This is a genomic window from Pseudomonas sp. AP19, from assembly GCF_001728855.1.
Taxonomy (GTDB): domain Bacteria; phylum Pseudomonadota; class Gammaproteobacteria; order Pseudomonadales; family Pseudomonadaceae; genus Aquipseudomonas; species Aquipseudomonas fluorescens.
Genome location: NZ_LXJP01000009.1, coordinates 129,420 through 153,895 on the forward strand (window position 1 = coordinate 129,420; position 24,476 = coordinate 153,895).

Genomic DNA, 24,476 nt, shown 5'->3' on the forward strand with positions numbered 1-24,476 from the left:
GCTTTACTCCTTTTCCTCAACGCCCAGCTCACCGAGCAAGCGGGCACGCGAACCGTCGTCGCCAATCAATGCCTGTAATTCCTTGCGAAAGTCGGGCACGTTGCCCAGTGGGCCTTTCAACGCCTTGAGTGCATCGCGCAGGGCGATCAACCGACCGAGCTCCGGCACCTGCTCAACCAGGGCGTCCGGTTCAAAGTCACGAATCGATTCGAACTTCAGCGTCACTGCCAGGCGTTCGTCTGGCGTCGCGTTGTCCGAGAGGCGGTTGGCGATGGACAGTTGCAGGCTCAGGTTCTGGCCTTTGAGCACGTCGGTGAAGTTGTCTTTGTCGACGCGAATCGGTTTGAGTTCTTCGACAGGGGTCGGGTCTTCACGCAGGGTGAAGTCCCCGATCACCAGTTGCTTGAGCGGCAGCTCGACCTGTTCCTGGGCATCGCCCGTCGCAGGTTTGTAGACAATATTGACGCGCTCTTTAGGCGCGACGGAACCGTCACTTGCCATGGTGTTTCTCCTCAGTGAGCGACGCGCAGAGGCCGTCGCGTCTTGTCAGGGGTTCAGTCGGTTGGCGCGCAGGCGCTGCGCTTGCGCCAGAAACCTTCGAGGTCCAGGCGTGACAGGCGCCGTGACCATTCAGACGAATTGCTGTGCTCAAGCATCATTTCCAGCAGCGGCTTGACCAACTCAGGCTCCCATTGCTCCAGATTGAGCTCGTCGGCGCGGGCCAGCAGGCCTTCGAGCGCGATACGCAGATCGGGGTGGGGGTCGAACCGATAAACCAGCACGCACTGCGAGGCGCTCAGCCTGAAACGATCGCGCGCGCTGGCGGTTTGGGCGATGCAGCGCTGCAGTTCGGCTAGCCCTTCATTCAGTCGACCGTCATTGGCCATGCGCCGAGCGTCTTCGACACAGGCCTCGATAGCATCCTTGGGAGCGGCCACGGGCGTCGTCGGTGCCAGGCTTTCCAGCCACGCGCGGGTGGCACCATCGGCAAAGGGCATGCCGTCGGCAAAGTTCAGCTCAATAACCCCAGGCAGGCGGCTGACCAGCCCGTGCACCTCGTGCGCTACGGCCTGGGCAGCAGCGCACGCACCCGCCTGTAAAAGGGCAGTGTGGCTGATGCGATTAAGGTCGAGCCAAAACGGGTAGCTACTCAGCCGCCCCTCACAGAAGCGCGCGATATCCAGCGGCTCGGCGATCTGCTGTAAACCCAGGACACTCTCGCGCAGCGTCAGGGGCGGAGAGGGCAGGCGAGTGTTTCGACCCTCGCTGGGAGGAAGCGCTTCGACGGTGATCCAGATTGCCTGGCGATTCAGCCGATAGGTCAAGGGCAGCGCCGGGCGCTGATGCAGACAGTAGGCCTGCACCGGACGCAGCGCCTCGAACACCGTTTCTACGTTGCTGATGATGGCTTCATCATCGTCCAATGCGGTCAACCTCGGGCTGATGACACTGGGCGGGGCGCCGATTGCGAGGTCGGCGAGCGCGGGCTGCGGGGCGGGCGACGACGAGTCCGGGGCGGGCTGTTGGGTTTGGCTACGGGTTAATTGCTCCAGGCGCCGACGGACTCTGGCAAAGCTCGGCGCCTGGTCGTCCTGCGTGCGCCAGAATGCCTCGATGGCATCCCAGTCGCTGATCAAGCGCTCAGCCGCCGGTGCGTCCAACGATTCGAAAGGCTCTGTCAGCGTCTTGTCCAGCCACTCGATCAGCCATTGCGCCTGATTGCGCCGTGCGCGCAAGCGCGAAGCGGGTGGCGTCAGGGTGTGCCAATAGAGGTCGAGCATTTCTCTGAGCAGGTGGACCCCAGCGCTCAGCCCGGCCATTGCGCGCAACCGCGTCCAGGCACACAGCAGCCATATGGCGACACTGAGGTCTTTACCTTCAGACTTGAGAATGCCCTCGCAGAGTGTCGATAACCGCTGCCAATCCACCGCTTCAAGCGCATGGATATTATTGAGCTTGTCGATCTCTGCCTGAGCCGCAGCAAACGCATCCCCATCGCGAGGGTTGTGACCCGCCGGGTACTGCTCATTGATGGGACAAGCCCCCAACTGATCCTGGTCACCGTGCATAGTTCGTTTGCCTTCTACTGCCTGCTTAAAGGAGTCGTGCGCAGGCCCGAGGCAATACGCGAAGGGCCTGGGGCTTGACGACTAAGCAGTACCGTAGGGGATGGGGGCGAATCATCCCATCAGGTCAACACCTGAAAGCGCAGGCCAATAGTGCGCTGATTTCGGTCCGACACGGCGCCTCACGCTGGCTTCGTCTTGCCGATCATCGCTTCGGGTGAAACCACCCACACACTGCAGGGCATTTTGTAGAGCAAATCCTCCACGGTATTGCTTTCCAATGGTTTCATGCCGCCGTGGTTGAGACGGCCCATCACAATGACGTCAATGTCATAGGCATAGGCATAACTGGAAAGCACTTTGGCCGGGCTGCCCATGATCATGCGTTGGTGTTCCGGCGCAATACCGTTGCGGTCGGCGAGCGCTTGAAAGGCCTCGGCCTGTGCGTCGAAGAGGTGCTTGATCTTGCCGGGTGAGAGCAGCATCGACGCATAATCGCAGCCGTACTGTTCAGCACTGCTGGATGAAAACTCGTGCGCATAGATCACATCCAGTTCGGCGTTGCAGGCACTCGCGAGCCTGCCGGCTTCCTGGACGAGCCGATCGTTAAAAGCTTTGTATCGATCATCTCGGTGGAACGGGTTGACCGCCGCGACGATTTTGCGTGGCAAAGCATTGGTCATATGGCTGACAAAGTGCAGGGGCACCGGGCATTCGCGCAGCAGATGGATATCCAGTGGCGTAAACATCAGGCGTGAGATCAGCGAGTCATGCTCGACCGCCTTAATGAGCGCCGTTATGCGCTGCAGCTTCAGGTGAATGATGATTTGCTGTAACGGCCGTTCCACCCACAGCACCTCGGTGGTGATCGCTACGCCGGTCTCGCGCAGGCTGCAGGCTTGGGCTTCAAGCCATAGACGATGCTGCTCAAGATAGCGTTGGCGCAGCTGCTTCAGCACCGGCTCCTCGAGCATGCTGACCGCCGCCAGCCCTTCCAGGTAATCAAACGCCACAATGTGCAGCGCCGCGCCCGCGGCCTTGGCCAGCGCGGCGGCGCGAGCGAATGCCGGGCTGGTTTGCAGCAGGGGCGAAACGATCAGCATGAAACGCAGTTGCTCAGACATGACAGCACTCCCGTTGATGATCACGCGCTGCAGTGTTCTTCAGGCGTTAACCTGCCGACGCGTGCAGCAGGCTGAAGTGGCAGGTATTTCCGCCGCTTTTTTTGGCCTGGTACATCGCGCTGTCTGCCTGTGCGAGGAACTGTTCAATCCTGACGCCACCCGCAGAAAACAGGCTGATGCCGACGCTGATGTACGTATTGATGCAGTGACCCTCGATCACGAAAGGCTGGTTGATCGCGGCGACCAGCTTTTCAGCCAGGGCTTCGACCTGAGCGGCTTGGTCCATGCCGCTCACGAGAATCGCGAATTCGTCGCCGCTCAAGCGACACACCACGTCGGACCTGCGCACTGACTGGCTAAGACGTTCCGCGACCGCCACCAGTAACTTATCGCCACACGCATGGCCCAGGGTGTCGTTAATGGACTTGAAGCGATCCAGGTCGATGAACATCAACGCCAGGGGCTGTTGTTGCCGAGTGGCTTGATTGACTGCTTGAGTGAGCAGGCTGAGGAACAGGCTGCGATTGGGCAGCCCCGTCAGCGCATCGTGGAAGGCCAGTTGTTGCATGCGGATGCGGTCCTCATCCGCGACCCGGAAGTTGTGCAGGACAGCGATAAAATGCGTCACCACTCCCTGAACATCGAATACCGGGGTAATGACCTGATTGACCTGGCAATTGGAACCGTCCTTGCGGCGCTCGATCAGTTCGCCCTGCCAGGTCAGGCCCGCCATGATGGTCATCCAAAGCTCGCGATAAAACGTGGTGGTTTGTCTGCCCGAAGACAACAGATGCGGTGTTTGACCGATCAATTCCGCCTTGGAATAGCCACTCATGAGGCAGAACGCTCTGTTGGTCCAGACGATGCACCCCGTCCTCTCGGTGATCAATACCGGGTTGGTCGCAGCGTCCAATGCCCTCACCAATAATTGTTGGTCATTTTCGATCATGGTGCCCTCCGACGGAGCCCGTCACGCGGCAAGCGCTGGTTCAGGCTAGGGCAACGGGCAGGGCGGCGATTGACCAAAATCAACTTTTGCTGGCGCAAGCTGATAAAGATCAACTGGGTACCGAACCGGAACGCTCAACCTGAAGGCTCATTCACGTCGTGAGATGGCCGCGTGCCGAGGTGCCCCATGTTGCAGACTCAGCGTTTGTTGTTGATTGCCCCTTCCTCCATGACGCGCACAGCGGCGTTTGAGCGTGCCGCTGCCCTGGCACATGCAATGCAATTGCCATTGCATATCGTGGCGTTCGATTATTTGCAGGCACTGGCGGTGGCCGGCCTGTTTGCGCCCGAGCAGATCAGCCGGGCGCGCGAAGGGTTCCTGGAAAACCACCGCAAATGGCTCGCCGAACAAGCTGAATTGATCAGCAAGCACGGGCTGAAGGTCACCAGCGAGGTGGTGTGGGTTCATCATCCTTATGAGGAGATTTTGCATTTCGTCAACGAGATGCCGCTGGCCCTGATCGTCAAGGATTCCGAGCACGTACCAACGCTCAAACGCGTGTTTTTCACACCGCTGGACTGGCAATTGCTGCGCGATTGCCCGGTACCGGTACACCTGGTCACTGATGCGTACCCACCATTACCGCGCAAGGTGCTGGTCATCGTCGATGTGCTGCGCAGTGAAGACCAGGATGCGGTGTTTAACGACCAGATTGTGGCGGCTGCCAGCCAGTTGGCCGACCAGTGCCAGGCGCAACTTGACCTGCTGCACGTTTATGACTGGGCCGCGGTATACGCCACCGACATGGGGTACGGCGCAGTCCCCCTGGCCGAGGGGCTGTATGAAGCGCTGAACGAAGCGCAGCACGTAGCGTTTGCGTCCCTGGCCGAGCGTCAGGGCGTGCCACCTGACCGGTGTCACTTCATCGAAGGTTCACCGCTGCTGAGCATCTGCGACTTTGCGCGTACGCACCAGAGTGACGTGATCTTCATGGGCACGGTACAGCATTGGGGGCTGGACAAACTCTTGGGCACTACCGCCGAAAGTCTGCTGCATCAGGCGCCCTGCAGTGTCTGGGCAATCAAACCGCCGCGGGACTGAAACACGTCGTGTGAAATGAGCCAATCCCTGCATCAGGCGTTCACTGCCCTGGCTGACCGTTACGGAGTACCGCCGCAGCGCCGCGACGTTGTGATGGGCCAGGCGGTCCCGGTGATTGATGAGTTCGTCGAACAGTTCCAGGCCGATATGGTGGTCATGGGAACCGTTCACCGGTTCGATCTCGACCGCCTGATCGGCAGTCACACAGCGCGCGCGTTGTATTCGGTGCCGGGCAGCATTCTGGCGATCAGCCTAACGCCTTGGACGGCAGTGGGTTTGTTGATAAAGATCAGAGGCCGTGCCGACCAACGCCAGATACTGGGCCGGTACTCAACTCATTTGAACCACGGGACAACCATGAACAAATACCTTTGCACTTCATTGCTGGCACTGTTGTTGGCAATGTCTGCCGGTTGCAGTCATCAACATGCCAAAGAGCTGGAGGCTCGCCTGGATGGCGCGGAAAACAACGCTGCCAGCGCGCGACTGCGGGCGGATGAAGCCTACATCAAGGCTGAAAAAGCCGCGGCGGCAGCTGACCAGGCGCAACGGACTGCCGATGAGGCCAATGCGCGGGCTATTCGGATGCTTGAGAAAGCGACCCGCAAATAAGCATCTCTGCCTGGTTTGAACCGGGACCGACGGAAACAGGGCAGGCGTATTCATGGGCACTGATTCCATGCCTGCCACCGATCACCCGACTATTTCCCGGCGCGCCCCGCGATGAGCCGTTGGCCTGAACATCGCGGGGCGGGCGATCACAAGTGCAGGCGATGAATGACCTGGCGGGAATCTTCCGGGTCATGGTGTGTCTCGAACCCCAAGGCACTGGCCAGATCGCGCATTGCGGTGTTTTCGGCGGAGTCGACCGAGTACATCTGGGTAAAGCCATTCCTGCGTGCCGCCTGGATCAAATGCTTCATGAGGTGTGTGCCTAACCCCAGTTGCGTCCATTCATCGGCGACGGTGATCGCGCACTCACACGTCTGTTTGCCGGTGGCCGCATAGCGGCTGACGCCGATCTCGATCAATTCGCCGTTTTCATGGGTGAGCGCGACATAGGCCATGCGTTGTGCGTTATCGGTGTCCATCAACTGATCGAGCATTGCTGTACTCGGTTCATTGATCTGCGCGAGAAAGCGCATATGTCGCGACTCGGGAGACAGGCGCTGGATAAACGCGTACTCGCGATCACGATCTTTTTCCGTCAGCGGGCGGATCAGTACGTGGCGACCGTCTTTGAGCGATTCGATCCAATACTGGCCGGCCACTTTGGCGTAGATATCGACGGCGCGGTCGTTGTGTGCTTTGACAGTTTGCATGGGGTGATCCTCCATCCGGTTCCGATCGGCGCGCCGTGAATTAACCGCGCGGGCCATTCCTTTTACGTCGATGGCGCGGCGTGATGCTGATCTGGATCAGCAACCCGTGAGGCGGGCGCGTAAAGTCGTAGTAGGCGCGTCAAGGCACCGGGACGATTGCGCCGTTGAATCCACCGGCGCGCAGCTGCGCCAGGGCCTGATGGGCATCGTCGAGCGCAAAGCAGGTGACATCCCAGTGCAAGGGGGTGTGCTGTTGCTCTGTGAAGAACGCGGTACCGTCGCCTCGTGAGGTTGGCCACCGAACGAATGCTGCGCTCGCCCACAGCAGCCGGTAAGGAGCGTCAGAGCGTGACAGGGCGATGGCAGCCTGCGACGAGTTGCTTGAGGCCTTCCATGTCCTTGATCTTGACGTTCCGGGCGGCGATATCCACCAGGCCCTGGTCGCGCAGGTGCGCGATGCCCCGGCAGATGGTCTCCAGGCGGAGCCCGAGGTAGGAGCCCATTTCTTCGCGGCGCATTTTCAGGACGAAGTCCCTGGAGGAATAACCACGCGCGTTCAAACGTTGCGACAGGTTAAGCAGGAAGGCGGCAAGGCGCTCATCCGAGTTCATATTGCCCATCAGCATGAGCATGGTGTGATCCCGGACAATTTCCCGGCTCAACAAGCGATTGAGATTGTGTTGCAGCGACGGCAGGCTCTGCGCAAGTTTCTCCAGTTGTGCAAAGTGAATGGGGCAGACTTCGCTGTCTTCCAAGGCAAACGCGCTGCAGGCATGTTCGTCGGCACTGATCGCGTCCAGGCCGAGCATCTCGCCGGGGATTTGAAAACCGGTGACCTGCTCGCGCCCATCGACTGACACCAAGCAGGTCTTGAATGAACCAATTCGCACGGCGTAAAGCGAGCGCAAAGGGTCGCCGGCGCGGTACAGCGCTGCGCCTTTTTTGACCTTGAAACGCTGCACGATCAGCTTATCCAGGCGTTCAACTTCATCACCGGAAAGGCCGATTGGCAGGCAAAGCTCAAGCACACTGCATTGTGAGCAGGCTGACTTGAGGCTCTGGACCTGGAGTGCACGGGTTTCGGGCATGGGTGTTGCTCCACCTGGGTATCCCCTGAGCTTAGGAGCAGGGTGCGTAACCGGGCACTCAATTTACGTCTTATCAGCGGCAAAACGACCAGTGGAGGAAAAAGCTGTACGAATGGATTGTCGTTGCATAGGTCTTGCGTGCATTTGGATAGTTGCCCTGTCCAACACTCATTCATTTGGATACAGCGGCGTCTCGGCTAGTTGATGTAAATCAACAGCTGAACGTTTCAGGCTCCCACAATCGTTCGAGGCAAATTTGCTTTGTGCATTGGGTGGAGACCTTCATGGGCGACTTTCTGAGTCAAGAAGAACTGAGCGGGCTGGATGCCTATTGGCGGGCCTCCAATTATCTTGCAGTCGGACAGATTTACCTGAAAGACAACCCTCTGCTGAAGGTGCCGCTGAGCCTGGCGCACATCAAACCGCGGTTGCTGGGGCACTGGGGCACCACGCCGGGGCTCAACCTGATCTACACGCACCTGAACCGGTTGATCAACCAGTACGACCTGAACATGCTGTTTGTGGCCGGCCCAGGCCATGGCGGGCCGGCGGTGGTCGCACAGACTTACCTGGAAGGCACCTTTACCGAGTGCTGGCCGGCGGTGGAGCAAAACACCAACGGGCTGCTGCGGCTGTTTCGGCAATTTTCATGGCCCTATGGAATTTCCAGCCATGTTTCGGCGCTGGTCCCAGGTTCGATCCACGAGGGGGGCGAACTGGGCTACTGCCTGGCCCATGCCTATGGCGCCGCGTTTGATAACCCGGACCTGATCGTCGTCTGCGTGATCGGCGACGGCGAGGCGGAAACCGGTCCACTGGCCGCCAGTTGGCACGCCAACAAATTCATCAACCCGGTGCGTGACGGGGCGGTCCTGCCGATCCTTCACCTCAACGGCTATAAAATCGCCAATCCTACGGTGCTGTCCAGAATCAGCGAAGACGAGCTGTCAGCTCTGATGTATGGCTATGGCTACGATGTGTATTTCGTTGAAGGTGATGACCCGGCACAGGTGCATCAAGCCTTGGCGCGCACGCTGCACACGATGGTGCTGAAGATTCGTGAGGTTCAGCACACGGCGCGTCAGCCGTGGCGCGCCGAAGCGCCAGAACGGCCGCTGTGGCCGATGCTGGTGTTGCGCACCCCCAAAGGCTGGACCGGCCCGACGTTTGTCGATGGCCATCGGGTCGAGGGCACGTGGCGCGCCCATCAAGTGCCACTGGCCAACTTTGAACAGCCGGCTCACCTGCAGCAACTTGAGGATTGGCTGAACAGCTACCGACCCGCCGAGCTGTTCGATGCCAACGGCGCCGTGCTGCCCGAGATTGCTGCACTGGCCCCCACCGGCCACCGGCGCATGAGTGCTAACCCCCATGCCAATGGTGGGCAGTTATTGCAGGCGCTCGACTTGCCACAGTTTGCCGATTACGCCGTAAAAGTGGAGGTTCCTGGCAGCCTGCGTGCCGAAGCGACTCGGGTGCTGGGGCATTTTTTGCGCGATGTGATGAAAAACAATCGCAGCACTGGCAACTTCCGCCTGTTCGGCCCGGATGAAACCGCCTCCAATCGACTGGAGGCGGTCTACGACGTCAGCGCCAAGATGTGGATGGACCCGCTGGAGGCCGATGACCTGAACCTGGCGGCCGATGGCCGGGTCATGGAGATCCTCAGTGAGCACCTTTGCGAGGGATGGCTTGAAGGGTATGTGCTGACGGGGCGCCACGGCCTGCTGTCCTGTTACGAGGCCTTCATCCACATCGTCGATTCGATGATCAACCAGCACGCCAAGTGGCTGAAAACCGCTGCTGACGTGCCGTGGCGCAAACCTGTGGCCTCGCTCAACCTGCTGCTGACGTCCCATGTGTGGCGCCAGGATCATAATGGCTTCTCCCATCAGGACCCGGGCTTTATCGACCTGGTGGCGAACAAGAAATCCGACGTGGCGCGTATCTACCTGCCCCCCGATGCCAACTGCCTGCTGTCGGTGGCTGACCACTGCCTGCGCAGCCGCAATTACATCAATGTGATCGTTGCCGGCAAGCAACCGGAGTGGCAGTGGCTGGATATCGATGCCGCCCGGCGCCATTGCCAGGAGGGCATCGGCCGCTGGGCCTGGGCGTGTCGGGATGATGAGGAGCCGGACGTGGTCATGGCCTGTGCCGGCGACGTGCCGACCCTGGAAACCCTGGCGGCCGTGACCTTGTTGCGCGAGTCCGTACCGGACCTGCGGGTGAGGGTGGTGAATGTCGTGGACCTGATGGTGCTGCAACCCGCCTCGCAACATCCCCATGGCCTGTCGGATAGCGCGTTCGATGCACTGTTCACCGTCGATAAACCGGTGATATTTGCCTTTCACGGGTATCCGGCGCTGATCCATCGACTGCTGTACAAACGCACCAACCATGGCAATTTCCATGTGCGCGGCTTCAAGGAGGAGGGGGCTACCACCACCCCGTTCGACATGGTGGTGATCAACAATCTGGACCGCTACCAGTTGGCACTGGATGTGGTCGAACGCGTGCCCAGGTTGCAGGCGCAGCGACCCCTCGCGCAGTCGCGCTACTGGGCGATGATGGAGAAGCACAAGCTCTACTTGATCGAGCACGGCGAAGACATGCCGCAGGTGTTGAAGTGGCAATGGACGCCGGCGCCGTCGTGAAAGAAGGCGCTACTTGTGCTTCCAGTACTTCTGCATTTCAAGGAACAGGAACGACGCCGTCCAGGTGATCAGTACCAGGCCGGTGAGGGCTTGCAGACCGGTCAGGTACTTGAGGTTGCCTTCGGGAGTAATGTCGCCAAAGCCGATGGTGGTGTAGGTCGTGAACGAAAAGTACACGCAGTCCATGAAGGAACCATCAAAATTGCCCTTCAAGTGCCCCCATGCACCGGAGCGCGTCATCAGGTAATAAGCCAGCGCGAAGCACCACACTTCGATGGCGTGGGCCAGCAGGGCGCCCAGCACACCCGCCACCACCCTGAATCGGTTCGAAATTTTGAGCCTGGGCAGCCAGTCATTCAATCGCAACAGGCATTCGTAATGGATGACCACCGCCATGATGACCACCAGCGTGTTGATCAGCGTGACAACCAGCATGGCGAGGCTCCGGGGGATTGACGCGGTCAGGCGATCAGCAGGTGATCCTCAACCCGCATGACACCCGGAACGGACCAGGCCGCACGCTCGGCAAGCTTGCGCTCGCGCCACACGTGAACCTTGCCTTCGAGCCTGACCACATCACCGTCCACTCGGACGAAAACGTTCTTGTCATCGATTTCGGCATTGCGCTTGAGGGCCTCTTCGATGCGCTGGCGGATATCGGTCACCTCGGCATTCGGGCGCAAGGCCAGCCGGTTGTTCACGCCGACCACGCCGGATAATTCATGCACCGCACGCTCCAGGGTTTCCTTCTGGTATTGCCAGTCCACGTCGCCGTCCAGGGTGATCCAGCCTTTTTGTACAGTGACTTTAATGTCGTTCTGAGGAACGTCGGAGCTCCAGTCGATGATGTTCAAGACTCGCTCGGCAAGGGTGTCGTCCGCCGTACCGGCGTGTTTGTCCAGCCGCACCTGAATTTCCTGCGCAATGGCCCGCACCCCTTTGACGCCCTTTGCCGCGCGCTCGGCATTGACTTTCTGGGGGTAACTGCTGACGTGGCCGGACAGCGTGACAATGCCGTTTTCCACCGATACCCCAATACTGGCGGCGTTGATCTGCGGATGAAATTCGAGTTCTTCCATTACGCTTTTACGCAGGCTCAGGTCGCTCATGATGTTGTCCTCGGTCGAGTTCGATGGGTATCACAGGCAGTCAGGCCCGGTCCGTGTGTTCTACGCCTGGGCGACGGAAAGTCATTGAGCTAAATCAACAAGCCAGGTGTGAGCGGCAACCGGCCGGCTGCACGGTATTTAGTTGATAAAAATCAGCGCCTGCCTTGGGTTGAACCCAATACTGAACAGACAGCGCCGCAGGGAGCCCGACCGCGACATCGGGTTTGCAGTCGAGCGCACCGCCGTTGTCAGGAGACCGCTGTAATGCCCACACTCAACCGTATTTTATTAATCGCCCCGACCGAAATGGCCCTTACTCCGGCGTTCGACCGTGCGCAGGCGCTGGCCTGTGCCACCGGAGCGTTATTGCACATAGTGGCGTTTGATTACGTCCAGGCCCTGGCGGTGGCCGGCCTGTTCGACCATGACGCCATGGCACGCGCGCGCGAGGGTTATTTACAGGTGCATCGGCACTGGCTTGAGCAGCAGGCACGCCTTGCGGGGGGCCAGGTGACCAGCGAGGTGGTTTGGGCCAAAGCCAGCCTGGAGCATGTGCTTGAGTACGTGAATGACTTCCATGCAGACCTTGTGGTCAAGGATATCCACCACGTGCCCGCACTCCGTCGGGCCTTTCATCAACCACTGGACTGGCACTTACTGCGTGACTGCCGCTCGCACCTGCATCTGGTGACCGAAGCCAGGCACCCAAGGCCCGTGAAAATACTCGCGACCATCGACCTGTCCCACCTTGAACAGTTGACCCATGGGGTCAATGAGCGAGTGCTTGACCTGGCGTCCACACTGGCGGCCTCCTGCGGTGCCAGGTTACACCTGCTGAGTGTGAGTAATTGGTCGGTGGTGGGGGAGCGGTCGATGAGTGTGCCCACGCTGACCCTGGACGACAGCCTCAGAGACGCGTTCAATGACGCGCAGGTCGAGGCATTCGAGACGCTTGCATCACGTTATGGCATTGAAGAGAACCACCGGTATCTGCTCACGGGAGTCCCTCATGCGGTGATTGAACGGTTTGCCGAGCAGAATGCGTTCGATATCGTGGTACTGGGGGCAGCCCATTCCCGTGGCGGCGGCCGGTTCAGCGGCAGCACCAGCGAACGTGTGCTCAACCACCCACCGTGCAGCTTGATGATTGTGCAGCCACTGGTCTGATCCACGCGTACAAAAAAAGCCCCTGGCCGGGTAACCGGCTAGGGGCTTAGCAATGCGACGGGCCTGGGTTCAAGTCTTCTCAGGCTGCCAGTCAATGGCTGGCTTGGAGCGAGAGGAAGGATGCGGGCGCAATGTGCAGATCGATGCCATGGCGAAGTCTCCACAACACAGGCGAACGTGCGCTGGGCACTAAACCACCGCGCCAAACAACGCCCCCACGGCGGCGGTAATGCCCATGGCCAACGCTCCCCACAGCGTCACGCGCCAAGCGCCTATGATGATTTTTGCCCCGCCGGCCTTGGCCGCAATGGCGCCAAGACCGGCAAGAAAGACCAGCGACATGCCGGATATCCACGGGACTACGCTGTGGGACGGGGCGCCGAAAATGACCGCCAGGGGCAAGGCGGCACCGAGCACGAAGCTGGCGGCCGAGGCCAGCGCTGCTTGCAGCGGTTTGGCCGCGAGTGCTGCGCTGATGCCGAGCTCGTCTCGCGCGTGTGCGCCCAGTGCATCGTGTGCCATTAATTGATCGGCGACCTGATGGGCCAGCTCGGGCGATACCCCACGGTGCATGTAGATATGGGCAAGCTCGCTGTGCTCGGCTTTCGGGTTGCTGTCCAGCTCCGCCCGCTCCCGAGACAAGTCAGCCCGCTCGGTATCGGCTTGGGAGTGCACGGAAACATATTCACCCGCCGCCATGGACATCGCGCCCGCCACCAGCCCGGCAATGCCGGTAACGATCAGTGTGGAGTGGCTGGCGTTGGCGGCAGCGACGCCGATCAACAGGCTGGCCGTGGAGACGATCCCATCATTGGCCCCCAGGACAGCGGCGCGCAGCCAGCCGATCCGGTCACTGCGGTGATGCTCGGTGTGCCGGTGCATGAATTTCATGGTTTGATGGCGCTCAGGTTATTCACGGGTTTGGATTGGCGGCTCAAGCCTGCGCTTGCAGGGTGCCGCCTACAATCGAAATTTCTGTTAGTTCGTCACCGTCGCGCAGCACGAACAGTGCGTCCATCCCGCGTTCCTGTGCCAGGCGTGGGCCTTCAACTTCACCCAGCACCATCAGTGCCGTGGCCCAGGCATCAGCGAGCATGCACGAGCCCGCCACGACGGTAACCGCTGCGAGCGCGTTGCGCAGCGGTGCGCCGGTGACGGGGTTCATGGTGTGGGCGCAGGATTGCCCACTCATCTCCACCCAGTGGCGGTAGTCCCCGGACGTGGCGATGGCGGCGTCGACGAGTTCCATTACGCCCATGACTTGCCGCACGCCCCGGCAGGGTTTTTCAATGGCCACGATCCAGGGTTGGGCATCTGGCTTCATGCCCCGGGCGCGCATTTCGCCGTCAATGCCGACCAGGTAGCGGGTGATGTTTGACGCTTCCAGGCAACGGGCCAGTTCATCGACGCCAAAGCCTTTTGCGATGCCGTTCAAATCCAGGTTCAGCGGCGCCCGTTTGCGCACCCGATTGCGTTGCGAGTCCACCACCAGCGCCGCGCTGGCGGAGAGTCGCGCGCGTGGCAGTGGCATCGTGAGTGCTTGCGCGGTGATCGTCTGTTCGCCGGGGCCGAAGCCCCAGGCTTGCACCAGATCGCCGACGGCAATGTCGAAGGCTCCGCCGGATTGCTGGCTGACCCGTAACGCAGCGGCCAGCACCGTGCTCAGTTCCTTGGGCACTGGCAGCCATTCCTGCTCGGCGGCTGCGTTGAGGCGGTTGAGGTCAGAGTCGGCTTTCCAGGTAGACATTTGCCGGTCCACCCGGCTCACAGCGTGGGCCAGGCGCTGGCCGATTTCGTCGGTGTCGATGCCGGCCGCCGCATAGAACACCGCGGTGTAGCGGGTGCCCATGGTCTCGCCGTTCAGGTTGTAGCGCTGCACATCAGTAGACATCTTCACGGTAGCGTCCTTGTGCCTTGAGGGTCAGTACGCTCAGGTTCAGCGGAGCCAATATTTCATCCAGGGCCTGCATCACGCCTTTGGCCATTTCACGACTGCCGCAGACCAGCACCTGGGCGCCTTTTTCCACCAGGCGGCGCAAGGACAGTGCATCACTGCGCAGCCGGTCCTGGACGTAGCCACCGTTCTGTACCTGGGAAAAAGCCGCGCGCAATGCGGTAAGTCGCTGGTCTGCCAGGTAGCGGTTAAGTTCAGGCTCGTACAGAAAGTCCGAGGCCGGGTTGCGCCCGCCCCAATACAAATGCATCGGGTGGCGGGCAGTGTTGTTGCGAATGAAGCCCGCCAGCGGGCCAATGCCGGTACCGGCACCGATCAGGATCACCGGGTGTGCCCCCGACGCAGGACGAAACTGTGGGTTGGGCTGGATAAAGGCTTCGACCGAAGCGCCGAGGTCCAGGCCATGCAGGAGTTGCGAGCAGAGGCCTCCTTGGTGTTTGCGTACGCAAATCTCGAGCACGCCGTCCGTGGAACTGCTGGCCAGTGAATAAAAACGCGGTACCGGGCTATTCGCCGGGATAATCCCTACCAGGTCTCCTGCCTGGAAGCCCGGTAGCTCGCTGTGCGCCTTGAAGCGCAGGACGTGGGTTGGCGCATTCACTTCTTCGCCATAAACGATGCGCTCGGCCAGCTCCAGTTGATAGGTGCGCGGGGGCTCCGGTGTATGGGCCAGGGCCAAGTCATGCCCCAGTGCTGTGGCCAGGGCGTGGCCCCAGCGCGCAAATTCCTGGGAAGACTGGCGGTTGACTGTTTCCAGCCCCAGCAACGGTGAGGCACCGGCCAGTTCCAGCGCGGCCTGCACCCGATGGGCGTACTGACAGAACTGTGGAAACTGGCGGTCCCCAAACCCCAGTACTGCAAAGGGCAGGCCGGGTTTGACGCCCTTGTGGTTCAGCCGTGCCAGAAACTGCGCGGCCGACGCCGGTGCATCGCCATCACCGTGGGTCGCGGTGAGGATCAACAGTCTCTGGGCGTTGCGGTACTCGCCTTTCCATTCATTCATCGGCGCGCTGTGCACGTGGTGCCCAGCCTGATGCAAGGCCGCATGTAACGTGTTGGCAAAGCCCCATGTGGTGTTGTTTTCAGTGCCTACCAGAATCACGCTGTCGGCCGAGTGAGCGGGGCTGTTGTGGCGAATGTTCGGACCGGCTTTGCGACGGCGCCACCAGAGCAGGATGCCGGTCACGCTCATCAATGGCACACAGAGGGCACAGAGCCCGAGTGGCAAGCCCAGCCACCAGAGGCCTTCTGCGGTGTGGAGCTGATAGACCCATTGGTAGACGGTGTGCATGGAGTCGTGGGGTTGATAGGACAGCAGGACGCCGCTGACCGGGTCTACGTAGCCAACACCCTGGGCCGTGCGCAACGAGAACACATCGTTTGGGTTGCCCGGGCTCGGGTAGACCAGTTCGCGCAGGTCATTCAGGTCGATGGCCTGCAAGGCCTGCAGGTTCGCCACCGGTAACGACGGGCCGGCGCTGAGGTGGGTGGGGAAGGCCGGTTCACTCTGGCTGCCATCGGCGATCAAGCCGAAGGTCGTGGCGGCCATGTACAGCCCGCTTACGGCCGACAGCAGCAGCCCGAGCAAAGCCAGGCGCCCGACTTCCGCATGCCAGCGTTGGCTGAACGTGCCGCGCAGTGGCCGCAGCAGGTTGCGCCAGCCACCCAGGCGCCGGGCCAGCAGCAACGCGCCGGACACTGCCAGGATCAACATGAACAACGCACCGACGCCCGACACGCCATGGCCCGGTGTGCCCATGAACAGCGCGCGGTGCAAGTCTTTCACCCAGCGGGTGAAGGTGGACGGCGCGTAGGGCGCGAGGCCCTGGCCGGTCAGTGGGTCAACCGTTTCCGCCCCGGACTGGCCATCGCGGTTGTAGTAGACGATGACCGTGCCGGAGGCGGTGCGCTGGATTTGCTCCACGCCTGGAAAGTGATGTGCGACGCCTTCCGCCAACTGGCCGACATTAAGCTGGCCGGCAGCGGTGGACGTGTTGTGCAGGCGTTCGAGCGCCGGATCAACCGACAATACCGCGCCACTGATGGCCAATATCATGACCAACAGGGCGGCGATCAGACCGGGCAGCGAATGAAACTGGCGAAGCATGTTCAGCCTCCTGAAGGGGTGGGTGCTACAGGTCGTAAGTAAACGCGTTGACGTAAGTGCTGCCGGTTGCCGGCTTGCCTGATCCTTGGGTGGTCAGGGGTACGCTGATGTCGGCTCGTCCTTCACGCTGGTTCTCCACGGCGCTGTCGATTCGGATCTGATACCCGGCATCAATCAAGGTGTCAGCCAATTCAACACTGACTTTGAGGGTGCGTCCGCTGCCCACACTGGCACCGCTGACCCCATCAAACTCCCTGGGGTTCTGGCCACTGCCGCGGGCCCAGTCAGTCAAATGCCGGTAGTACTTGGCCTTCTTGCCGGCGACCCACAGGGTTTTCTGGTACTGGCCGTTGGCATCGGTGAGGTAAATCGCCAGGTACGCATCGTTACCGTTGTAGTCCTTGAGCTGGGTCGTCAGGGTCACTTCACGGGCCTGGGCCAGCCCCGGCAAGGCAATGGCGCCGGCGAGGCAGGTTGCAGCGATGAATTTTTTCATGAGGATGTCCTGGTTGAGCGTTGTAGCGAGAGCCTGGACTTGCTGGCTGACAACAACCTGAAAGCCCGGGGAGAAATCGAAATGCTCATTCAGCACCCGGGCTGACGAGGTAGTCCCGGGCATCGCCGTCGTCGCCGAAATTGACGTGCAACGTGCGCAGACGTAGGGAGGCGGGTGCATAACGCGCCTCGATGGCGTTGCCCCTGCGGTCAGTGCCCCTGAGCGTGTAGCAACCGTCGTCGACCTTGATGCGCTGCACGCTCCAGCCGTATTGCTGCTCTACGCGTTGACGCAAGGTCTCTCGCGGTTGCCAATCGCTGACGGGCTCGCTGCAGTCGTCATCGGCCTGCACGCTACCGCTGAGCAACAGGCTCAACAGCGCGGTACGTGCAATAAATGCGGTTTTCATGATCTGTCTCCTGCCGGATAGGCCTCTGTGGCCTACCCTAAGGGGCATTCCTGACAACCAGCTGAATCTTCAGATTCACCTCAGGTCTGGCGGTTAAGGTGCTGCACGACACTCATCAGGAGAGGTAGCAGATGCGGGTTTTATTGGTTGAGGATGCCCCCGGGTTGGGGGAGGCAGTGCGCGAGCAGATCGCCGACGACGGCCATGCGGTTGATTGGGTGCAGCGCCTGAACCACGCAAGCAATAGCGTGCGCACCACGCCTTATGACTTGATCCTGCTGGACCTGATGTTGCCGGACGGTCGCGGGTTGGACTTTTTGCGCGAGCAGCGCTCAGCAGGCAACGTGACCCCGGTGATTATCCTCACCGCCCAGGACCAAATATCCGATCGCATTGCCGGCCTCAATGCCGGCGCTGACGACTACTTGGTCAAACCGTTCGACCTGTTTGAACTCTCGGCCCGGGTGGCAGCCGTGGCCCGACGTTACAGCGGTAACCCCAACCCGCAGATCAAACTCGGTGAACTGCAGATCGACATGAACGCTCGCACAGTTCAGCGCGCCGGTATCACCGTGGATTTGACCGCACGTGAGTGGGCGCTGTTCGAGGCATTCGTACAGCGCCCCAATGCGTTGCTGTCGAAGTCCCAGCTCGAAGAGCGCCTGTACGCTTTTGGCGCGGAGATCGAGAGCAACACCATTGAGGTCTATATCAGTCGCCTGCGTAAAAAACTGGGACGCGACCTGGTTGAGACCGTTCGTGGCATGGGTTATCGGTTGACGCCAGTATGAAGTCGCCGATAAGCCTGCAAAAACGCCTCGGCCTGGGATTGACCCTGGGAATGACCTTGCTCTGGCTGGGAGCGACCGTCGGTGCCTGGTTGGTGGTGCAACATGAACTGAACGAGGCGTTCGACAGCGCCCTGGAAGAGACCGCGCAACGCATCCTGCCCTTGGCCGTGCTGGAGATCAGCAACCGCGAGGCGCCCCGCGAAGCACAACACGTGGCCACCCTGAAAATGCACAAGGAATACCTGACCTATCTGGTGCGTGATGCACAGGGCCGGATTTTGATGCAATCCCACGATGCCAACCCGAAGATCTTCAACAAACATCCGGATGAAGGGTTTTCCACCACTGAAAAGTACCGGCTGTATGGGGCTAGCGCGCTACGCAAAACGCTGTTCATTGAGATTGCCGAACCGCTGGCGCATCGCCGTGAAGCGGCGCAGGAAGCCTTGTTTGCGTTGTTGCTGCCGTTGTTGGCGTTGGTTCCTATCAGTCTGTTAGGCACCTGGTTATTTGTGCGCATCAGCTTGCGCAGCGTGTTGACCTATCGCCGTGCCCTGGAAACCCGCGGGGCCGGGGATTTGTCACCGATCAACGTGACACGCTTGCCGGCGGAAATCGACCCATTGGCCGAAGCGGTCAACCACTTGCTTGAGCGCCTGCGCAAGACGTTGGAGGCCGAGCGCAGCTTTACCGCAAACAGCGCCCATGAATTGCGTACGCCGCTGGCCGCGACGTTGGCGCAGATTCAGCGCTTGCGCCAGGAAGCGCCAGAAGGCCCGTTGCGCGTGCGGGCGGCGAAGATCGAAAACGCATTGCACGATTTGGCGCGGCTCTCGGAAAAGCTCATGCAACTGGCCAAGGCCGAGGGTGGTGGGCTGTTATCCGAGGCGCCCCAGGACCTGATCCCGTTATTGGCCCATGGGGTGGACGAGTGGAACCGCAACAATGGGCAGCGAGTCCACTTGCGGCTGCCGACCCAGCCCAGTGTTTACACTGTGATTGACCCGGACGCGTTTGGCATTTTGCTGCGCAACCTGATCGAAAACGCGTTGAAGTACGGTGCCGTGGACCAACCGATCGAAGTCAGCCTCACGGACCAGGCGCTGCTGCAGGTGATCAACGGCGGTCCGCCGGTGCCGGCGTCGGTGTTGCAACGCCTGACCGAACGCTTTGTGCGGGGTAACAGCGAAGCCAGTGGTTCAGGGTTGGGCTTGGCGATTGCCAAAACGATCGCGCTAGGGGTCAAAGCAACGTTAACCCTGGCCTCGCCCGCAACAGGCCGGGAGGAGGGGTTTGAAGTCCGCGTCCAGTTTATTGCGCCTGCCAACGTAAGCGTCGCTTGAGCCTCGACGACACGCATTGAGCGCGGGTATCAAATACGCCTTGGCTCACACCATTCGCTTTCATGGCTATCACCTTAATCAGCGTGTGCGACGGTCCAACACCGCAAACAGGTACATACCGGCCAACATGGCCAATACGAACAGGATGATTTGCGTGTGCCCGGTCAGCAGAACAGCGACCGCTGGGCCAGGGCAGATCCCCGCAATGCCCCAACCGATACCGAACACCAGGCTGCCGACAATCAAGCGGGCATCCAACGCCCTTTTCGTCGGTAACTGCAGGGCGGCGCCGAGCAAGGAATGCGTGTTCCTGCGCGCCCAATTCAGAGGGATAACCGCCACTGCGATGGCGCCTCCCATCACCAGTGCGAGTGACGGATCCCAGGCCCCGGCCACATCAAGAAAAGCCAGTACCTTGGCGGGGTTTGCCATGCCGGCCAGGAGCAGGCCAAGGCCGAAGATCAGTCCTGCAAAAAATGCGCTCAACTTGATCATCTTTATATGCCCACCACGTGACGAAGGGTGTACACCGTGGCCACGCCAGCGAACATAAAGCACACAGTTGCGGCGATGGAGCGGGGAGACAATCGAGAGATCCCACAAACGCCATGACCGCTTGTACAGCCGGAGCCGTAACGGGTTCCCAAGCCGACGAGCAGGCCCGCAATAATCAGGGCCGGCCACTCGGCCTTAATCTCGATCTGCGGCAATACGGCGAACGCCCCCCACAACAATGGCGCAATCAACAGGCCAAGCAGAAATAGCGCCTTTTCGCTCCAGCCTTCACTGCCAACATGCAACACGCTTCCAAGCAGACCACTGATACCTGCGATACGGCCATTGGCGAGCATGAACATGCTCACCGCCAGCCCTATCAAGGCCCCTCCGCCTAACGAAGCCCAAGGCGTGAAGTTGACCCAATCAATGCTCATGTTGCATCTCCTGCGCAGAAGGGCGGGTAAAGGACTTGGATCGCCGCGAGCGCGGCAGGCTGGCTGATTCGGCAATAGAATCGACCGCAGAATCATTTTGTATTTGTATAATATATATTTTTACATATTGAAAGGCCCGAGCCATGTGAAGCGGCCCGGGAAGGTCTTTTATCAGGTCAGCGTTGAAGGGATTTGTTGCGTCGGCAACGCTCTGAGCAGTAGCGCACCTCATTCCAGCAGCGAGCCCATTTCTTGCGCCAGACGACATTGAATCCGCACACCGCACAGGTTTTTACCGGGAGTTCGCTCTTCTTCAAAACGACTCCCCGGCATCGAGCCTGGCGAGCAGTGTCTGGCCACGATCCCAGAGCGCCTGTTGTTTGGGTTCAGCCATCCGGTCGAGGTTTTTGTAGACCATGCCCAGGCGCTGGTTGCTGCGCAGAAGGTCTGCGTGACGCATCAGGAAATGCCAGTAAAGCGAATTAAACGGGCAGGCGTCGTCGGTCGTGCTTTCGCTGACCTTGTACGCGCAGTTGCGGCAGTAGTCAGACATGCGCTTGATATATTGGCCACTGGCGCAGTAAGGCTTGGAGCCCAGGTAACCGCCATCGGCGTGCATGACCATGCCTAATGTATTGGGCATCTCGACCCAGTCGAACGCGTCCATGTAAATCGCCAGGTACCAGTCGCAAATCTGAGTCGGCGTGATGCCGGCCAAAAGCGCAAAGTTGCCGGTCACCATGAGCCGCTGGATATGATGGGCATAGGCGTGTTTCAAACTTTGGCCGATTGCCTGGCTCATGCAGTTCATTTTGGTGTCACCCGTCCAGTAGAACCCTGGAAGCGGTCGGCTATTGCCAAATAGATTGCCGCTGGCGTAATCGGGCATTTTCAGCCAGTAGACACCCCGTACATATTCACGCCAGCCGATGAGTTGACGAATAAAGCCTTCGGCGGCGTTTAATGGAATCCGGTGCGCCTGATAGGCCGACTCAACGTCGTTGCACAGCTGACGCAGATCCAACAGGCCAATATTCAGCGCGGCGCTGATCCGCGCATGAAACAGGAAGGGTTCATCACTGGCCATGGCATCCTGGTAGTCGCCGAATGCTGCCAACCCCCAGTCGAGGAAATACTCCCACAACGCCTGGGCGTCGGCGTGTGTCACCGGGTAGTCAAAGGTGCCCAGCTCGCCGTAATGGCTGCTGAAGTTTGTTTCGACCAGGGCCAGCACCTCCTGGGTGATGGCATCCGCCGTAAAGCGCAGGGGCGAGGGGGCTCTCACATTGTTGGGCAGGGCCTTGCGGTTTTCCGTATCAAAGTTCCAGGCACCGCCAACCGGGCTGCCGTCGCCATTGAGCAGCAGAGCACTTTTGCGCCGCATCTCACGGTAGAAATACTCCATGCGCAGCTGCTTTTTGCCTTCGGCCCAGGACGAGAATTCGGCGCGTGTGCAGAGAAAGCGGCTATCGACATGCCACTCGATGGCCAGGCCGCAATCCTTGAGGGACTGTTCCAGACGCCAGTCACCGCATTCCGTCAGATGCAGCGACTGCGCCTGCAGCCGCGACTGCCAGCGCCGTAACTCGCCCGGAACTGACCCACTGTTGTGCGGATCATCGAGGCGGACGTATTGCACGCGGACGCCACGTGCTTGCAGCGCCTCGGCAAAATGGCGCATCGCGCTGAAGATCAGTGCAATTTTCTGCGGGTGATGTGGCACGTGGCTGGCTTCCTCCATCACCTCGACCAGCAAAACCGTATCGTGCTCGGCGTCCAATGCCTGCAATGAGGCCAAGTCAAAACACAACTGGTCACCCAAGACCAGGCACAGTCGCTGTGTCTTGTTCATGTGACACCCCGTACCTACCACGGCAGCCGCTCTCCGTTGTAAGCAAAAAACTCGCCGCTGTCGGCAGGCTTCAAGCTGTCAATCAGCAATAACAATTCGCGCGCCGCCGTGCTGGCGGGCCTGGCGGCAGATGCCCCGCGAAACGGCTGAGACAGGCCCGAAATAACCGTGCCGGGATGCAGGCTCAGCAAGCGCGTCTGAGGGCGGGTTCGCGCCAGTTCGATGGCCGCCGTTTTGATCAGCATGTTCAGTGCTGCCTTGGAGGCACGATAGGCGTACCAGCCACCCAAGCGATTGTCGCCGATGCTACCGACCTTGGCGCAGAGCATTGCCATTGCGCCATGAGCGTCCAGTAACGGCAGAAAATAACGCAACACCAGAGCAGGCCCCAACGTGTTGACTTGAAATACCGACTGCAATGCGTCTGCCTCAATGGCGGTGTAACTTTTTTCAGGTTTTATGCCGTCGCGATGTAGCAACCCGGTCGCCTGCACGATCAACTGGTACGGCGCTTCTTCAGCCAATGCAGCTGCCGCTGCGGCGATACTGCCGGCATCCTCCAGATTCAGGCAGGGCACACTGTTACGCCCCAGTTCACGCACGTACGCGCAGTTTGGATCCTGATTGAGCCACTCACAAAAAGCCGAGCCGAGCGCACCACTGGCGCCTATCACCAAGGCACGATAACCCTCGCCAAGGGAGTTCATCTTGAAGGAACTGTTCATTCGGCCTCTCCCACGCTCTGAAGCGATTGGTTGGTGTTAACCCGCACGCCCTATCAGTTGTAGAAACTCCTGACGCGTAGCGGAGTTGTCGCGAAAGGCCCCCAGCATCACCGATGAGGTCATCACCGAGTTTTGTTTCTCCACCCCACGCATCATCATGCACATGTGCTTTGCTTCAATGACGACCGCCACGCTGGCGGCATCGGTGGCGCGCGCAATGGCGTCGGCAATTTGCTTGGTGAGATTTTCCTGAATCTGTAAGCGGCGGGCGAACATATCCACGACTCGCGCCACTTTCGACAGGCCCAGCACCCTTCCAGTGGGGATGTACGCGACATGCGCCTTACCGATGAAGGGCAGCAGGTGATGCTCACACAATGAGTACAGCTCGATGTCGCGGACCACGACCATCTCATCGCTTTGCGATTCGAATAGCGCGCCGTTCACCACGTTCTCCAGATCCATCGTGTAGCCATTGCACAGGTACTGCATCGCCTTGGCCGCTCGCGCGGGCGTGTCCAATAACCCCTCTCGCTCGGGGTTCTCGCCCACACCGACAAGGATTTCACGGTACTGATCGGCTAATGACGGTTTCATGTTGAGTCCTCGCAGCCATGCTGCACTTCGTGTGACGATAAACCTTGGTGTTCGGCAGGGGCGGCTGCGTACCGTCTGACGCAGATCACGGGGCATTGGCGAGTTCAGATTTGAAGCAGGCTCTGCGCCCGACCCGTGACATCGCAACGCCTGCGCGATCGGCTTGTTTCAACGTGGCGGCTTGTCGGGTGCCGATTTTGCCGCCGGCAGCGCGCAACGGTTATCGACACAGCGACGACCGCCCTCAGGGTGAGGTAACCACGCCAAATGCGGACGTAAACGGCAGAACAGGCGATAACCGAATTCAAACAGCGGGCGCAACGCGCGCCATGTCAGTGGCGCCGCCCAACCCCCCAGCCCCGCAGCTCGCCAGCTCCACAGGGTGGCGTCCAGGCCGGTCAGCCAGCGACCATCGGCGAAACGGGCATGCAGCACCGACTGCATTTGCGCGAAGGTGAACCCTAGCGCCTCGGCGTCAAACGCCACGCTGCTGATGTCAACAAACAGCAGTCGAGTGTCTGAGGCGTGCCCTTGCAGGAGCTTGATTTCGCGCGCGCACAGCGGGCAATCACCATCAAAGTACAGCGTCAGTGGCCAATGGGTTTTGTTGTACATCGAGCATGCCCGTGTATAAGTTTTGTACAAGATATGCTGAAATATACCGACTGACAATGGGCACTTTTTTTT

Annotated in this window: 26 protein-coding genes and 2 pseudogenes; 7 read left to right on the top strand and 21 right to left on the bottom strand. The window is 60.1% G+C overall.

Features of this window, described 5'->3' with window-relative positions; genetic code table 11:
• Positions 1-3 precede the first annotated feature (3 nt).
• The 4 genes from tssB to A7D21_RS09645 form a co-directional block, all read right to left on the bottom strand.
• Entirely contained in the window at positions 4-501 is a 498-nt protein-coding gene (tssB, locus tag A7D21_RS09630; RefSeq protein WP_053256092.1) for a type VI secretion system contractile sheath small subunit, read from the bottom strand.
• A 53-nt stretch (positions 502-554) separates the two neighbouring features.
• Positions 555-2,069, bottom strand: a complete 1,515-nt coding sequence (gene tssA / locus A7D21_RS09635; protein WP_069551597.1) for a type VI secretion system protein TssA — start codon at positions 2,067-2,069, stop codon at positions 555-557.
• A 179-nt stretch (positions 2,070-2,248) separates the two neighbouring features.
• Complete coding sequence (locus A7D21_RS09640) at positions 2,249-3,190, bottom strand: universal stress protein (protein WP_069551598.1); 942 nt, start codon at positions 3,188-3,190, stop codon at positions 2,249-2,251.
• Positions 3,191-3,236: 46 nt separating this feature from the next.
• Positions 3,237-4,139 carry a diguanylate cyclase domain-containing protein gene (locus A7D21_RS09645; protein ID WP_069551599.1) on the bottom strand — a complete coding sequence of 301 codons (903 nt, stop codon included), beginning with the start codon at positions 4,137-4,139 and terminating at the stop codon, positions 3,237-3,239.
• A 186-nt stretch (positions 4,140-4,325) separates the two neighbouring features.
• Between A7D21_RS09645 and A7D21_RS09650 the strand changes: the two genes are divergently transcribed.
• The 3 genes and pseudogenes from A7D21_RS09650 (at position 4,326) to A7D21_RS09655 (ending at position 5,852) form a co-directional block, all read left to right on the top strand.
• Complete coding sequence (locus A7D21_RS09650; protein WP_069551600.1) at positions 4,326-5,240, top strand: universal stress protein; 915 nt, start codon at positions 4,326-4,328, stop codon at positions 5,238-5,240.
• A 12-nt stretch (positions 5,241-5,252) separates the two neighbouring features.
• Positions 5,253-5,489: pseudogene (locus A7D21_RS34275) on the top strand (universal stress protein); the annotation flags it as partial.
• 108 nt (positions 5,490-5,597) lie between these two features.
• Positions 5,598-5,852 (top strand): Lpp/OprI family alanine-zipper lipoprotein, encoded by a 255-nt coding sequence (locus A7D21_RS09655; protein WP_069551616.1) that lies wholly within the window; start codon positions 5,598-5,600, stop codon positions 5,850-5,852.
• Positions 5,853-5,998: 146 nt separating this feature from the next.
• On the opposite strand, the gene A7D21_RS09660 is transcribed toward A7D21_RS09655, so the two are convergent.
• From A7D21_RS09660 to fnr, 3 genes and pseudogenes are all read right to left on the bottom strand, one after another.
• Complete coding sequence (locus A7D21_RS09660) at positions 5,999-6,562, bottom strand: GNAT family N-acetyltransferase (protein ID WP_069551601.1); 564 nt, start codon at positions 6,560-6,562, stop codon at positions 5,999-6,001.
• Between the two features lie 139 nt (positions 6,563-6,701).
• Positions 6,702-6,899: pseudogene (locus A7D21_RS36595) on the bottom strand (alcohol dehydrogenase); the annotation flags it as partial.
• A gap of 4 nt (positions 6,900-6,903) precedes the next feature.
• A complete protein-coding gene (gene fnr / locus A7D21_RS09670) occupies positions 6,904-7,650 on the bottom strand; it encodes a fumarate/nitrate reduction transcriptional regulator Fnr (protein ID WP_053256085.1) in 747 nt (248 codons plus the stop codon).
• A gap of 284 nt (positions 7,651-7,934) precedes the next feature.
• On the opposite strand from fnr, the gene A7D21_RS09675 reads away from it, so the two are divergent.
• Entirely contained in the window at positions 7,935-10,307 is a 2,373-nt protein-coding gene (locus A7D21_RS09675) for a phosphoketolase (RefSeq protein ID WP_069551603.1), read from the top strand.
• 9 nt (positions 10,308-10,316) lie between these two features.
• Here the strand turns inward: A7D21_RS09675 and A7D21_RS09680 are convergent, their stop codons facing one another.
• Complete coding sequence (locus A7D21_RS09680; RefSeq protein WP_069551604.1) at positions 10,317-10,742, bottom strand: potassium channel family protein; 426 nt, start codon at positions 10,740-10,742, stop codon at positions 10,317-10,319.
• A gap of 26 nt (positions 10,743-10,768) precedes the next feature.
• Positions 10,769-11,416, bottom strand: a complete 648-nt coding sequence (locus A7D21_RS09685; RefSeq protein WP_069551605.1) for a BON domain-containing protein — start codon at positions 11,414-11,416, stop codon at positions 10,769-10,771.
• Between the two features lie 264 nt (positions 11,417-11,680).
• Between A7D21_RS09685 and A7D21_RS09690 the strand changes: the two genes are divergently transcribed.
• On the top strand, positions 11,681-12,583 hold the full coding sequence (locus tag A7D21_RS09690; protein ID WP_069551606.1) for a universal stress protein: 903 nt from the start codon (positions 11,681-11,683) through the stop codon (positions 12,581-12,583).
• A 189-nt stretch (positions 12,584-12,772) separates the two neighbouring features.
• On the opposite strand, the gene A7D21_RS09695 is transcribed toward A7D21_RS09690, so the two are convergent.
• The 5 genes from A7D21_RS09695 to A7D21_RS09715 form a co-directional block, all read right to left on the bottom strand.
• Complete coding sequence (locus A7D21_RS09695) at positions 12,773-13,474, bottom strand: VIT family protein (protein WP_053256080.1); 702 nt, start codon at positions 13,472-13,474, stop codon at positions 12,773-12,775.
• Positions 13,475-13,517: 43 nt separating this feature from the next.
• Complete coding sequence (locus tag A7D21_RS09700) at positions 13,518-14,474, bottom strand: FAD:protein FMN transferase (protein ID WP_064452428.1); 957 nt, start codon at positions 14,472-14,474, stop codon at positions 13,518-13,520.
• Positions 14,464-16,644 (bottom strand): PepSY domain-containing protein, encoded by a 2,181-nt coding sequence (locus A7D21_RS09705; protein WP_069551607.1) that lies wholly within the window; start codon positions 16,642-16,644, stop codon positions 14,464-14,466. Before A7D21_RS09705 ends, A7D21_RS09700 begins: the two co-directional genes overlap by 11 nt.
• Before the next feature lie 25 nt (positions 16,645-16,669).
• Positions 16,670-17,140 carry a DUF2271 domain-containing protein gene (locus A7D21_RS09710; RefSeq protein ID WP_053256077.1) on the bottom strand — a complete coding sequence of 157 codons (471 nt, stop codon included), beginning with the start codon at positions 17,138-17,140 and terminating at the stop codon, positions 16,670-16,672.
• Between the two features lie 85 nt (positions 17,141-17,225).
• A complete protein-coding gene (locus A7D21_RS09715) occupies positions 17,226-17,549 on the bottom strand; it encodes a PepSY domain-containing protein (RefSeq protein ID WP_069551608.1) in 324 nt (107 codons plus the stop codon).
• 131 nt (positions 17,550-17,680) lie between these two features.
• Between A7D21_RS09715 and A7D21_RS09720 the strand changes: the two genes are divergently transcribed.
• Both A7D21_RS09720 and A7D21_RS09725 read left to right on the top strand, forming a co-directional pair.
• Positions 17,681-18,340 (top strand): response regulator transcription factor, encoded by a 660-nt coding sequence (locus A7D21_RS09720; protein WP_053256075.1) that lies wholly within the window; start codon positions 17,681-17,683, stop codon positions 18,338-18,340.
• Positions 18,337-19,683 carry a HAMP domain-containing sensor histidine kinase gene (locus tag A7D21_RS09725; protein ID WP_069551609.1) on the top strand — a complete coding sequence of 449 codons (1,347 nt, stop codon included), beginning with the start codon at positions 18,337-18,339 and terminating at the stop codon, positions 19,681-19,683. The genes A7D21_RS09720 and A7D21_RS09725 overlap by 4 nt, the downstream gene beginning before the upstream one ends.
• A gap of 78 nt (positions 19,684-19,761) precedes the next feature.
• Here A7D21_RS09725 and A7D21_RS09730 read toward each other — a convergent pair whose 3' ends face one another.
• From A7D21_RS09730 to A7D21_RS09755, 7 genes are all read right to left on the bottom strand, one after another.
• On the bottom strand, positions 19,762-20,178 hold the full coding sequence (locus A7D21_RS09730) for a DUF6691 family protein (RefSeq protein WP_069551610.1): 417 nt from the start codon (positions 20,176-20,178) through the stop codon (positions 19,762-19,764).
• 2 nt (positions 20,179-20,180) lie between these two features.
• Positions 20,181-20,615: a YeeE/YedE family protein gene (locus A7D21_RS09735; RefSeq protein WP_053256072.1), complete on the bottom strand. Its 435-nt coding sequence runs from the start codon at positions 20,613-20,615 to the stop codon at positions 20,181-20,183.
• A 176-nt stretch (positions 20,616-20,791) separates the two neighbouring features.
• Positions 20,792-20,932: a DUF2256 domain-containing protein gene (locus A7D21_RS34285; protein WP_073637509.1), complete on the bottom strand. Its 141-nt coding sequence runs from the start codon at positions 20,930-20,932 to the stop codon at positions 20,792-20,794.
• Complete coding sequence (locus A7D21_RS09740) at positions 20,929-22,467, bottom strand: cryptochrome/photolyase family protein (protein ID WP_069551611.1); 1,539 nt, start codon at positions 22,465-22,467, stop codon at positions 20,929-20,931. The genes A7D21_RS34285 and A7D21_RS09740 overlap by 4 nt, the downstream gene beginning before the upstream one ends.
• A 14-nt stretch (positions 22,468-22,481) precedes the next feature.
• On the bottom strand, positions 22,482-23,192 hold the full coding sequence (locus A7D21_RS09745; protein ID WP_069551612.1) for an SDR family NAD(P)-dependent oxidoreductase: 711 nt from the start codon (positions 23,190-23,192) through the stop codon (positions 22,482-22,484).
• Between the two features lie 36 nt (positions 23,193-23,228).
• The gene (gene folE / locus A7D21_RS09750) at positions 23,229-23,789 is read right to left on the bottom strand and encodes a GTP cyclohydrolase I FolE (protein WP_053256069.1); all 561 of its coding nucleotides are present in this window, start codon (positions 23,787-23,789) and stop codon (positions 23,229-23,231) included.
• Between the two features lie 168 nt (positions 23,790-23,957).
• Positions 23,958-24,404 carry a thiol-disulfide oxidoreductase DCC family protein gene (locus A7D21_RS09755; RefSeq protein WP_069551613.1) on the bottom strand — a complete coding sequence of 149 codons (447 nt, stop codon included), beginning with the start codon at positions 24,402-24,404 and terminating at the stop codon, positions 23,958-23,960.
• Between the last annotated feature and the right edge of the window lie 72 nt (positions 24,405-24,476).